Genomic DNA, 12,007 nt, shown 5'->3' with positions numbered 1-12,007 from the left:
CCTAAAGCATAAGCGATTTTCTCAGCCATTCGGTTAAAGGCATTCACAACTCTTGGATCAGTAGCGATTTCTCCCATTGTCTTAGCTATTTGGTCTAAGGCGGTCTTAATGCGTTCAATACCTTCTGGTCTAAATGCTGCATCAAAACCTTTCTTGAAGAGGTCAAACAACCCTTTGAGCTTATCTCCAAGTCCATCAAAAATGCTCTTGAACTGGTTGTCCATGTCGGTCAACTCGACTTCTGGCAAGATGTCTTTGAAAGGTCCGCCACCGCCTCCCTTTCCTTTACCACCTTTGCCACCGCCTCCAGAACCGCCTGCATCATCGTCTTTTGGTTTTTGTAAGATGTTAATCTCATCAAATCCCAAAAGACCTAGCAACTCTTTAGCGGCCTTCTTAGCGTTTTTGGCTGAGTCTCCAAGATTATCAGCAAGTCCTCCTGCTGAATCTCCAGCGTCGTCTACTGCATCAGCAAGATCTCCTGCACCTCCTGCAGCATCCTTCATGGCGTTACCCATGTCTCCAACCGCTCCACCAACACCATCTTTCACTGTTGCTTTCTTGTTGAACATCAAAGCGATAAACTCAGCGAGTTTAGCCGTCACGTTCTTCAAAACCATAGCAAAAGAGTTCAAGACAGGCATAATGGCATTGATAATCGGCAACATAGAGTTACCAAGGTTCAATGCTGCGTCCTTCATCAGCGACTTAAACAGGCTGATACGACCATTTACAGAATTAGACAAGGTATTCCCATACTTGGCTGTAGCCTGTTCCAGAATAGCCATAAGGCGGATTTGTTGCTGGGTTTGGTAGTCTAATTGTTGCCAGCTCTGTCCGTTTGCGAACTTCTTAAAGGCTTCAGTAGACTCAATCATAGCCACATTAACGTTGATTCCTAGGTCTTCTCAATAATGTTATCGCATGGCTTTTTATCCATACTTCTTACAATTTCTTGTAAGTTCGGCATATATTTTCACCTACAACCGAATTGTCTAGGTGCTCACCACTCGTGGGGATATTTTATTCTATACTTTTTGACAAAACAAAAAGCACAGGTTCAATCCCTATGCTCTACGGTGACCAAGCCTTTTTAATTGCTTAGTTTACCTCGGTATCGTCATGTTTTAATTACTTAAAATTTAGAGTTTTACCGATTTTGGTAAGTTCTTAATCCGCCTATTTCTAAGCGGTGCGACAAAAGTCTATCGCTTCCGTATTCCCTAGCAAACCTGAGCGAATCCGCTCCATAACGTCTGTAATCGTGCGCCCAGAACCTTCAGCAACAACTGCCGACGTCTGCAACATCTTAGCAGTATAAGCGCTTAGCTTGTTGGTGTCTTTGATAAATCCAGAAAATAAGTTTGAGTAGACTGCACCATAGTTAGTAGCCTCGCCCACACCCATATTCATGGCATTAGCGTTATCGTTAACCCATTTTAAGAAAGATTGCGAACTCTCACCCATCTGGCGCTTAATTTGGTTCATAGCCGCTGATACTTCAAGAGCTGTCTGCGTTGAATACATCCCAACATCAAGCAATTTCTTACCAAGGATTGCAAAACCAGCAAACTTAGCCAGCTTGCCAAACGCGCTACCGATTGAGCTCGACTGTTCACGAATTTTGGCAGTGGCATTCTTCACTTGGTCAGATGTTCCTTTGACCTGATTCTCGACTTCTTTCATCTTCTTCCTGAAAGGCGCTATCTCAGCGTCAATCATGACTTTCAATTCGTCAAGAGTTGCCATTCATTTCCTCCTTCCTTTTGCGATTATGTCTTTCTGCAAATTCACGCATCCGTTCCTTATGCAACAAAAGCGCTTGTCTCTGCCGTTCCTGTTCTACCGCTTGTTGTTCTTCTACAAACAACTCAGGCGCATATTCCCAGAACTCAAAGACCTTGGCATCCTTGGATAAGAATAAAGAAACGTGGTTGGATATCATCTGCGAAAGTCTGTACGAGTCAATAATCTTCTCTTTACGCTCTTGGATTTTGACACGGTTGTAGCTTTCAATCATTTCCCTGATTTCAAGCACCGTTAAATCCCAAAAATCAAGAGGCTTACCCCCGATGTCCAAAAACATAGGATAAAGCCTCTCAATAATCTGCGTTACCGTTAAGATTACTCGACTACTGTCATTTTCTTCTTGGAAGTTTTCTTGCCCTTGCTTCCTCGTGGAGTAAAACCCGACACTTCAAAGAGTGGCATTAAAACCTCTGTCATGAAGGTTGTTTGGTCTCCACCATTATCCACGTATTCATCGTATAGATCGTAGACATCCTCAAGAGAATACCCATTCTCATACTTTTGCAAAGCTCCATGAATCAAGAGCAATACAACTTTTAAAGGAGGCAAAGGAAACTCTTCGCCAGCTTCAGGCATGAAGATTTTCAGTAAGTTCATACCGATTTTTTCTTCAACTTTTGCTGCTTGATGAGATGAAAGTCGTAGTTTTAACTCTTTCTCATCGCTAATCTTCCAAATTGAGTAAGGTAACGCCATTTAATTAACCTCCAAGACCGTCTGTAAATTCCAATTCTGACTGCAATGCAATCTTAAGTGTGAACTCGATAACGGCATTGACACCGCCACCGCCCAGTTTAACAGATACTTGGCCTTCAAAATTGACCTTAGTACCGTCTGGATAAGCTTGTTCAAAGTAGAGTTTCTTCTTGTCGTCTGCTGCCTTACGCAATACACGGTAAGGAGCAGTTTCGCTTGAATTGTTATAAGAGAACTTGTACTCCAATTCCCCTGCATCACCAATACCAAATTCGTACTTCTTAACTTTATCTTCAAGAGTAGTGTTCTCTACTTTTTCAGGTTCGATACCAAACTCTGGTACTTCTTTCAATCCAACAAGCTTAGTATAGCTACCTTTGGTTTCGCTATAAGAAAGCGTAATTCCGTTTGCTAACATGTTTAATTCTCCATTCTAAATTGAAAAACAAGCTCTGAGTGTAAGTCAACAACCCCTTCAAAACGCATGACCTTATGTCTCAAATGGGACGGGTCTGGCACGTCTTGGCAGTCGGTTCTTCGTAAACCTAAAGACTCAAAAATCTGATTGATTTTAACAGCTAACTCACTAGTGCTTGTATCATCAAAGATATCCACCTTGTAGCGGATAGAGGATTTTTGTTCCTGGTCATCAAACCAATCACCCGGCTTGTTTTGTTCTTCCAAAAAAATAACGACTGGAAAAGTCTCCCAATCGCTAGGATACGTATCAGTCACATTATCTGCAACCTTTTGCAATTCTTTATAAATAACAGGCTTGATATTAATCATTTTATTTGTTCTCTTATCTTTCTACGGACATAATCCGAAATATTCTTAGACACACGCTCTTGATTGTCTCTCAAAGCTGGATAAAGATAAGGCTGAGCAGGTTGACCATACATCTTGTAGAACTCCCCAATCTTTTGAAAGTGGTAAGGCCCTACATTGATTTGGTCTTCATGCACATACCACGGACTAGAGCGATAAGTCACGCTGACTTCTGGAGAGATACCAGAATGGCTAGCCTGACCCTTGGGTCCTGTTCCAAACTCAACATAAGGAGCATAGTGTAGATTTGTGTAAACCTCACCTATAGCCTTATCTCCGTCCATTTTAACCCTAGTCTTGATACTGTTTCTAAGTTCTCCATTGTTTCCTGGTGCTAGTCTTTTAGCATCAGCTTGGACAACCTTTATAGCAGCATTGTGTACCGCACGTAAGACGATATCCTCGCCAGTTTTTTTACTAGCCAATCGTCTACATTTAGCTATGAGCCTATCTGCCCCTCGTAGCTCTGACACGCTCTAACTCCAAAACTTGATGATATGTGTAGACCTTTTTAGAGATAACCCTGTGAGTCACTTCCGTCGGGCTATCGATACACACACCATCTTTCACTTTGATAGTAGCTGACTTGTTGGCATTTGCGTTCAAAATATCATTGACACGCTCACCATACATCTCAGATTGTAGCTTACTGCTAGCTGGCCACAACTCAAGGCGGACTGTCTCAGCTTCCTTGGCATATCCTTCTTTTACGACGCCTTCCTCTGTGACAGTCTTTTCAAACCGTCGCATTGGATAAGGTTTCAGTCTACTCTGCTTCAAAAACATGACCTGCCACCCTTGCTAATCTGTGCATGCGTATACGCTGTAAAAGACCCGTAGACAGGCCGTTTTCTCCGTAGACTACTGCTATACCACCCTCGGTTCTGGAATGCTCTCCTTCCGCTCCTGAGCGGTTGTGGAGTTCGATAGCAACCTCAGGTATTAAGCGACTTAAAGCAGGTGTCAAAGATGTGCGATTCGTCTCTGACAAGATAAGATTTGTAGCCCTCGTTTGGAGCAACATGAGAAGCTGAGTATCTTCTTCGCCTGTCATTTTCTTCAGCAACTCTATAGACATATCAATCCTCTTCTAAAAACTCAGGCTCAGGGAGAATTTCCTCAAGAACGTCTGAGATAGCGACACCATTGCTGGCGAAATTATCTGCCAGCTCGGCATAGCGCTCCTCAGTAATCTCAAGTTCCTCTCCTGCCAGTCGTTTCACATTTAATTCCCAGTCATAGAAATCTTGTTTGATTTTAAATTTCACTTTTTAAATCCTCCAACACCTCTACAATTTCAGCTTTTGATAACTTATAGGCACCAGTTATGCCAGCTTCTTTAGCTAGATTCTTCAACTCTTCTAAAGTCTTATTTTCTAAATCAGAATACTGGCCAGCTTGCTCCTCTTGGATATAATGACGTCGTAGCAATAAGCTCATATCATCACCTCTTACTCACCGAATTTTACAACTCGTGTAGGGTCGTATAGGTAAACACCATAGTGTTTGTCACCAGTGATAACCGTTGTCTTTTTAAGGATGTCACGGTCTGTTTCGATAGCCACATCACGTTTTAGCATGATAACAAACGCACCATATTTATTGGCATCATCTGTCTGAGTCTGGCTAGGAGACACTTTGACAAGGAAACCTTTACCTTCTTCAACTTTTTTAGAGCGGACGATTTGCACACCAGCAACTTCACCAAAGGTCCCAGAAACAACCATATTTGCTCCAAGCTCTGAACCTTTAGTCCATTCTTTTGCTACGTCAGTTTTTAGCTTAGTAGCATCTTTAGGGTTGATGATAGCAACATACTGTGCATCTTCTTCATCCTCAAAAATATCAAGAGCCTTATCAATTGCCTCAAGAGTTGTTGGAGTTTCTGCAACGTGCTGTGTTGCAGTCTTAGCCACCGCTACCAAATCATCATCAATCTTGTTAGCAATAGCCAAACCAAGCTGGTAAGTGGCTTGACCTAGTGGGTCACCAAGACCTGACAAAAGAGCTTCATCGGTAATTTCATAACCTTTAGCAGCCTTTTTGATGGTCATAGTAGTCTTTTTAGTAGTCAATTTGTCTGGAGAAATAGCTTGACCTTCTCCAACCTCAGTCGCATCTCCTGCGTACTCCCATGCTGGAACTGTTAGAGTGTTCCCTGGTTGTCCTTGGAGTGCTGTTTCCACATAAGCAAGTGGAGTAAATTTAATCAATTTAGGTAGTTTAGCGGAAACCATGTCCGCCATCACTTCTGGGTTAACCATAGTGGCTAGTTTAGTTTGTCCTGCTGTCATTTATTTTAACCTTTCAATTTCTTATAGAGTTCTGGGTTCTTTTGATAGAGTTCATTTCGACTCTGATAACCCATGCGAGCAAATTCTTCTTTTGTGATACCGTCACTATCGACTGGTGCTTGCTTCATTGGAGCTCCGCCTTTTAGCTTTTCTTGTACGCCTTTTTGCACGGCTTGTTCCCATGATTTCTGTAATACAGCGACAGACTGCGATACCGTCTCTGCGCTTGTCAAATCAACTACATTCACTAACTCAACAGGTAAGTCACGTTCACTTAGCATTGCTTTAGCCTCTGCGGTCAATTCCTTACGAGCAATAGCCTTTTCACGGTCAGCTAGTTCTTGCTCACGCTGATCCAACTGATATTTCTGTTTTTCATCAGCGTTCATCTTAGCAAGCTTCTTAGCTTCGTTTTCCTTGGCTTCTTGCTCTGACTTCCACTTGGCAAACTTCTTATCGATGATAGCATCGACATCTGCGTCCGTGTACTTCTTCTCGTCTTGCGGTTGTTGTGCAGGTTCTGCAGGTACCTTTTGTTCTTCAACCGTTTCGACTGTTTGTGTTTCTTCGTTCATTGCGAACCTCCTATTTTTAAAGTCGTCCCCGACTGTAATTTCCATAGCTTTTAGTGTCTTCAATGCTTGGACAATATTAAAACCGTACGGGATTCCATACGGTTAGAGCATGAGAAAACCGCCTCGATTTCGATGCGGTTTATAGTGGTTTATTGCAACAAAAAAGCGCCTAGATTACTATCTAAGCGCAAGATAGGCAGGACTGTCGGGGCTCCTGCATTTCTCGACCCACTATAAGTGGCGCGTTGGTGACAGATTCTCAACCTCTATCTTTACCAAAAGTATAGCACTATTTTTCCTTTTTGTAAAGCGTCAACATATTTTTTCCATTCTTTTTAACTTGACGAATCCCCACCTTGTTAAAGTGAATGACTAGCATTTCATCTCGTGGCACCATCACCGCTTCCATAATGACCTTATCTTTGTTAGGTATTTTTACATATGAAATAATTGATTTTTCAACCCTCTCTGAATTATCTAGAATCAAATAAGGTTTTTGAACTGCCTCTTTTATTAACATAAACTCATCTAAGGAATACTGTTGTCCATGTCTCACTAATGAAGTAGCTAAACTGCTAACATCTATATAAGCAGAACTTACTCCTATCAATTTGGTTATATCACTCGAAAAATTACCTAATTCATATTCAGATTTTAGTAAGCCTACGAGTTGTTCTTTCGATAATCCACCCTTCCCAATTTCATCCCATGCGTTACTAACATCAGAAAACAATTTTTGGGTATTATATCTTGAAACGGTTTGGTCACTTTTCTTGTAATCTTGTATTTCATTTTTTACATCTTTCGCAACATACTTGCTATACCACTCTTTATAAGTCATATCAGCAGGTACTAGCTCGGTCTTACCTGTCTCTGGATTCCTTGCTCTGCGCTTCAACTTGCTGTAGTCTGCGTCCTCGTCGTATGCGACAGTAGTAGACCTACACCAAGGGTGCATAGGCGGACAATTGACACCAGGGACAGCCTTATCCCTATCATAGACCTGATTGTCATGCTCCTGACAAATGCGTGATGTACGCTTGTCTAAGACGGCCACAAAGATATACTTTTCTATGTCTGCTTCCTCATAGCTGAGTAGTTCCATTTGGTTGTGAAAAAAGGCTGATTCTGTCCGAACCAAACGTCTTGCATCATTCTGACCTACATTGAACCTCTCAGCAATTGCTTGTGCCGTTTCTCGTGTTCCTCTTCCTGTCATGAGGCTCATGAGTAGTTCATCTTTTATGCTAGAAGTAAGCTTCCCCGTATTCTTCCAGATGTTTGTTGAGTAGGTACTTCCATCTCCTACCCAACTAAAAGACTGTAGATGTTTAATCTCGCTCTCAGGAAGCCCAGAAAAGCCGTATGCTAGTCCTGTCTGCTGCTGCAGGTCAAAGGTAGCCTTGTAGTAACTATCCTTCATCAAGTCGCTATAAAAGGCGTCTGAGCCTGTCTTCTCTGAATGATAGATAGATTCACGCATACGATCTAAATCATCACTCAAACGCTCTAGGCGCTTCATACGAAAAGAATAAGCTGGGCTGTCTAAGTCAGCTAGTAATCTTTGGATGTTCGGGTCATTCGGTCTTGCTTCAAGTACTTTACGAAGTTCATTCAGATTTTTCTTGTCTTTCATGTTCTTCAAGACTTGTCTAGCATCTACCTGACTTAGACCATAATCACGTTGGAACTTATCAAAAATCTTATTGACTTCCTTATCCAAGTAAGTCTTGGCTTCCTGATAGACCTTATCGAACTGGTCTGCCTGCTTTTCGGCCTTGTCCATCTGCTGGTAAATCAGATTGGCTTTCCTCTTCGCCCAATACTCCTGATTCTTCATCCTCTACCTCGTCTTCGGGTTTCGTGTTGTCTTTGTTGAACATCGGCATGTCTTCCATGTTCTTTTTTTTCTTCTTCCAAGGCTTCCAGTTCAGCGTCAGGGTCTTCCACAAACGGCAAGAGAGAAATAAGCTGCCTATTGGTCACTTTACCTTCCAAATTGTTCACAATCTGAGAGATTTCCAGCAAGTTTTTAGGCAAACCACGGCTGAATTGTGGAACGATTGAATGAGACTCTAGTGCAATCTGTTTCATACCCAAGTAATGAGCAAAAATCGCAATACGCTGTCTTAATCCACGCTTGTAGTTCGCTTCCTTGGTCTTGGTAATCATCTCAAGGCCCATTAGCTTGAATTCCATAGCTCAATTTTGTTACCGTAGAGGCTCTTTATCCTCTACTTCTTACGGTTTCCCGTAAGTTCAGACTATCTCTTCACCCTTATCAGGGTGTCGGATTTCGTGGATATTTCTGCATATAAAAAAAACGATACTATGTACCGTTTCTCACTTAGCTTACTCTATCTAGTCGTTAAACCTTACTGATATTTCTACCAGCAGTGGTAATTGATTAGCTTCAGTAATATGTCACAAATCTCCCTTTTTCATCTCGAACAATTGTCTTACCAGACATGTCCACACCTTTTGAAAATTGTCTTAAATCGTATTTTTTATAATTCAATAAGATATCATCTATTGTTTCATCATTAACGATTATATCATCTCGTTTTATGGAACGATAATATCTGTAGACAAGAGTTGAAAAAGAAATGTTGTTTTCTTCAGATAATTTTTTTAGATAGTCTCTCAAGATATATCCCTTATACTTAACGTTATCAGAACGATTACGTTTATTTGTATGTTCAGGAACCCACCTACAATTACTTGGTGAGTAGTCTTTGTCATTATCTATCCTATCTAATTGCAAACCAAATTCTACTCCGTTTTGCATTGCCCAACTTCTGAACTTAGCTACATCACTAAATTCATCAGAAACACCTATTCCACGTTTCCCATACCATTTATAAGCCCAATGTTTTTCATCATAACACCTTGCTAACATAGAGTAATAAACTTGATTTAGATGTTTGTGCATTTTATCTTTTATCATTCATCTTCTCCTAGATTATTATACTCTTATTATACCATAACAGAATATAAATATCTAGGTTATTACTGTTTTGCGCCTTCCAATTTTAACCCGATTTATTACCTCAAAGTTACCTTTGAGGAGGGCAACTATTTCACCCCCGAAGTATTCCCTGCGAAATTCTCATCAGTCAAATTAGGCACATGGCTAAATGTGTAGATGTCCTCTTTAAGAGCTGTACGCAAGATTTCAGTAGCACTTTCGTCCAGCGTATTCTTCAAGAACTCAGCCCTTGCACTATCGCCCGGCAATTCCAAAAGACCTTCTTCAGAAAGAATCTTCATTGCTACCTTAGCGTCTTCTGGAGTGTCTGCTAACTGCGTGCCATACAAGACAAGTATAGACTCTACAGCCTGTTCCTTATCATTGACACGATTCCCCATCAAGGAATTATAAGCGTCTATCAAGCTAATTTGTTGCTCATAGTCACCAATTGCAAAGTGATTGTTGCGATATTCGATAATTGGGATTTGCCCAAGGTTGTGAGGGGTTACCTGCTCATTCTGAGTTGTTCCTGAATCTGTACTTCTCAGCACCATGTGATAGTGCAGATTTTCGGTAAAAACCTCAGCCTGGTACTTGGTAGTGTCTTTCGTATCGTCTTTTACTTCATAGTAATAGACCGCAAACAAAGGCTTCCGCTCAATACTATCATCGTAGACCATGAAAGTATTCTCCGGATCAATACTAGTTGAATCCAACTCAGCCATACCCTCTTTAGCATAGATGTACTCGTAAGCACGACCATAGATAGCCATGTTCAAAGCATTCTGAGCATCTACTTGGTCAATTTCAGCACCATCAAAGGCTGTAAGTAGTTCATCGATATCACCGTCAGCAGTATTGTTATACTTGATAGGATTGCCCATAAAATAGCCCGTAGCCGTGTCTGCGATATCCTTGGCATGATTGGCTACCGTCTTGTAATTAGGTGCGTTCACGTTGCGTCTCGTGTGTTCTAAGATAGCATGCTCACCCAAATAGTAGCTTTTAAGCTTCTTCAAATGTGAGCTTTCAGTGTTATGCATCGTTATCAATTTGTAAATCAGGTCTTTCTTCAAAGAACCCTCATCATATCCATCCCGTGGATAGGTTAAATATTGGTACATGTCTTTCCTCTCTATAGACCATAATCAGAACGTCTGCGGACGGTTGCTTTTGGTTGCGAATGTTGCGAGTAAATCGCATAACGCACCGCATCTAGTACGTCGTCATTCTCTTTCACTGGTTCGCCTGTCTTTTCGTTCCAGATGTATTGGTAGACTTCATCTTTGAACTTGCTGACCTTGTTTGATACAACAAAAAAACGCCCAGCTTTCATCAGCTTGGCTACTTCTTCAATACCAGACAATACCGCTTTATTAGCGTTGAATGTTCTTAATTGCTCTCTTTGAAATCTAGCAACGTGTTCAGGTCGTGCACTGTCTGCCCAGAACGTAATATTCCCGTATCGTTCCTTGATATTCTTAGCGAGGTCTACCCAAAAATCTATCTCTTTGTACTGATGAGCGTGTTCCTCTAACAGATAAGCTGAACCGCCAGATGTTTCTCCAATGACAACAATAGAGCCAAAGTGTTCATATCCCCAGTCAACACCAGCATAGACTTTAGTGATATCTTCTGGTACGTTATCTACAACCATATTCTCGCTAAAATCACGATAGACGACGCCCTCACCAGTCACCCACAGACCAAGAATATCTCGGTCATAAAATACACCAGCTGGTGTCGCATTCTTGATATTCTCTCGGTATCTGTCAGACATGAATGTATTATCATCTAACTTAAAATGAAAGTCGATGATCATATCGTCTCCAGAGTTGATATAATCCCGTCTGAGCCAGTGTGTCGGGATGTCTGGGTTGCTATCCCAAACAATCCTAGCACCCTCTCCTGAGCAACGTGAGATGATTTCCTTGAATACTTGTTCGTTAGCAAGAGATGCCTCGTTTACATAAGCTCCAAAAGCAGTAAAACCACGGGCGCGTTTTAAACCAGATATAGAACCGGTGTAGACTTGAACTACCTTGACACCGCAAAGGGTAAAAGCTCCGTGCTTATCGTATTTAGGTTCAATATCAAACATGTTATACAGCTCCTGAATGATATTGTTTTGTATCGATGTTGAAGATGTTCCAGCTAAGATATACATCGGCTCATCTATGTTTAATCTATCCGCTGTTTCTCTCACTCGTGCAATCTCATTCATGAAGACCATGTTGTTTAGAACAGTTTTACCTGAACGTTTTGCACCATGGAGACCACAGATAAAAAAATCATCATTCAATACTCGTGTAAGCACTTCTTCTTGTCGCTTTGTAAATTTATTTGTCATCAAAAGCACCTCTCAAAGCCTTGGCGAAGTCTATCAATTTATCGTCTTGTTCATTATCCACACCGATTTGTGATTTAAGTTTTTCGATTTCAAGTTCTAGTTTCTCAGCTTGTTTAGCAGTCGGATAACGCTTCAATATTTCAGCTATCGCTTTAATAACTGTGTTATTATCTGCCTTTTTCGTAACTCTATCCACCTCACCAGTGACAGGGTTCATCATCAAAACTTCCTCAAGTCGCTGGCCTCTTGCGATGTCTGAGAGAATTGAAAGAGCCTCTTTAGCACTCAAAATATTTTCATCATGCATTTTTTCAGTTTCGGTTTGTATAAACGTTTTAATGCTTGCATTTTCTAGCAATTTACTAGCAGTTGTTTTAGCATACGCTTCACTATAACCAGCGAATATTGCGGATTGATAGACATTACCAGTCCTCAAATACTCGCTTGCAAACATCTTTTGTCTTTGGTTTAACCCAATGTCCAT

Annotated in this window: 15 protein-coding genes and 3 pseudogenes; all 18 read right to left on the bottom strand. The window is 41.2% G+C overall.

The window, feature by feature from the left end; all coding sequences use genetic code 11:
* Window positions 1–1,206 precede the first annotated feature (1,206 nt).
* Window positions 1,207–1,749 (bottom strand): annotated as a pseudogene (locus SPPN_RS11360) (hypothetical protein); the annotation flags it as partial.
* Entirely contained in the window at window positions 1,736–2,086 is a 351-nt protein-coding gene (locus SPPN_RS00195; protein ID WP_000478009.1) for a hypothetical protein, read from the bottom strand. The pseudogene SPPN_RS11360 and the gene SPPN_RS00195, both read right to left, overlap by 14 nt.
* 38 nt (window positions 2,087–2,124) lie before the next feature.
* Window positions 2,125–2,505, bottom strand: coding sequence for a DUF6096 family protein (locus tag SPPN_RS00190; protein WP_001207822.1), 381 nt, complete (start codon window positions 2,503–2,505; stop codon window positions 2,125–2,127).
* A gap of 4 nt (window positions 2,506–2,509) precedes the next feature.
* Window positions 2,510–2,923 (bottom strand): phage tail tube protein, encoded by a 414-nt coding sequence (locus SPPN_RS00185; RefSeq protein WP_000880679.1) that lies wholly within the window; start codon window positions 2,921–2,923, stop codon window positions 2,510–2,512.
* Between the two features lie 2 nt (window positions 2,924–2,925).
* The gene (locus SPPN_RS00180; RefSeq protein ID WP_000608236.1) at window positions 2,926–3,294 is read right to left on the bottom strand and encodes a hypothetical protein; all 369 of its coding nucleotides are present in this window, start codon (window positions 3,292–3,294) and stop codon (window positions 2,926–2,928) included.
* The gene (locus tag SPPN_RS11475) at window positions 3,291–3,806 is read right to left on the bottom strand and encodes an HK97-gp10 family putative phage morphogenesis protein (RefSeq protein WP_007284942.1); all 516 of its coding nucleotides are present in this window, start codon (window positions 3,804–3,806) and stop codon (window positions 3,291–3,293) included. The genes SPPN_RS00180 and SPPN_RS11475 overlap by 4 nt, the downstream gene beginning before the upstream one ends.
* Window positions 3,781–4,119, bottom strand: a complete 339-nt coding sequence (locus SPPN_RS00170) for a hypothetical protein (RefSeq protein WP_000478948.1) — start codon at window positions 4,117–4,119, stop codon at window positions 3,781–3,783. Before SPPN_RS00170 ends, SPPN_RS11475 begins: the two co-directional genes overlap by 26 nt.
* Window positions 4,100–4,411, bottom strand: a complete 312-nt coding sequence (locus SPPN_RS00165; protein ID WP_000021227.1) for a phage head-tail connector protein — start codon at window positions 4,409–4,411, stop codon at window positions 4,100–4,102. The genes SPPN_RS00170 and SPPN_RS00165 overlap by 20 nt, the downstream gene beginning before the upstream one ends.
* A gap of 1 nt (window position 4,412) precedes the next feature.
* The gene (locus tag SPPN_RS00160; RefSeq protein ID WP_000669344.1) at window positions 4,413–4,601 is read right to left on the bottom strand and encodes a hypothetical protein; all 189 of its coding nucleotides are present in this window, start codon (window positions 4,599–4,601) and stop codon (window positions 4,413–4,415) included.
* On the bottom strand, window positions 4,591–4,773 hold the full coding sequence (locus SPPN_RS00155; RefSeq protein ID WP_000054933.1) for a Rho termination factor N-terminal domain-containing protein: 183 nt from the start codon (window positions 4,771–4,773) through the stop codon (window positions 4,591–4,593). The genes SPPN_RS00160 and SPPN_RS00155 overlap by 11 nt, the downstream gene beginning before the upstream one ends.
* Before the next feature lie 11 nt (window positions 4,774–4,784).
* A complete protein-coding gene (locus SPPN_RS00150; RefSeq protein WP_000123891.1) occupies window positions 4,785–5,627 on the bottom strand; it encodes a N4-gp56 family major capsid protein in 843 nt (280 codons plus the stop codon).
* Window positions 5,628–5,632: 5 nt separating this feature from the next.
* Complete coding sequence (locus SPPN_RS00145) at window positions 5,633–6,202, bottom strand: DUF4355 domain-containing protein (RefSeq protein WP_001001558.1); 570 nt, start codon at window positions 6,200–6,202, stop codon at window positions 5,633–5,635.
* Window positions 6,203–6,491: 289 nt separating this feature from the next.
* Window positions 6,492–8,042: a minor capsid protein gene (locus SPPN_RS00140; RefSeq protein WP_000795721.1), complete on the bottom strand. Its 1,551-nt coding sequence runs from the start codon at window positions 8,040–8,042 to the stop codon at window positions 6,492–6,494.
* Window positions 7,951–8,404: pseudogene (locus tag SPPN_RS00135) on the bottom strand (phage portal protein); the annotation flags it as partial. The gene SPPN_RS00140 and the pseudogene SPPN_RS00135, both read right to left, overlap by 92 nt.
* Before the next feature lie 211 nt (window positions 8,405–8,615).
* On the bottom strand, window positions 8,616–9,149 hold the full coding sequence (locus SPPN_RS00130) for a hypothetical protein (protein ID WP_000588570.1): 534 nt from the start codon (window positions 9,147–9,149) through the stop codon (window positions 8,616–8,618).
* A gap of 134 nt (window positions 9,150–9,283) precedes the next feature.
* A pseudogene (locus tag SPPN_RS00125) lies at window positions 9,284–10,297 on the bottom strand (phage portal protein); the annotation flags it as partial.
* 11 nt (window positions 10,298–10,308) lie between these two features.
* Window positions 10,309–11,523 (bottom strand): PBSX family phage terminase large subunit, encoded by a 1,215-nt coding sequence (locus SPPN_RS00120; RefSeq protein ID WP_000182319.1) that lies wholly within the window; start codon window positions 11,521–11,523, stop codon window positions 10,309–10,311.
* Window positions 11,513–12,007: a terminase small subunit gene (locus SPPN_RS00115; protein ID WP_000351059.1), complete on the bottom strand. Its 495-nt coding sequence runs from the start codon at window positions 12,005–12,007 to the stop codon at window positions 11,513–11,515. The genes SPPN_RS00120 and SPPN_RS00115 overlap by 11 nt, the downstream gene beginning before the upstream one ends.

The sequence above is a fragment of the Streptococcus pseudopneumoniae IS7493 genome, assembly GCF_000221985.1.
GTDB lineage: Bacteria > Bacillota > Bacilli > Lactobacillales > Streptococcaceae > Streptococcus > Streptococcus pseudopneumoniae.
Note: the sequence above shows the minus strand (reverse complement) of the source record. Positions and strands in the feature narration are given on the sequence as shown.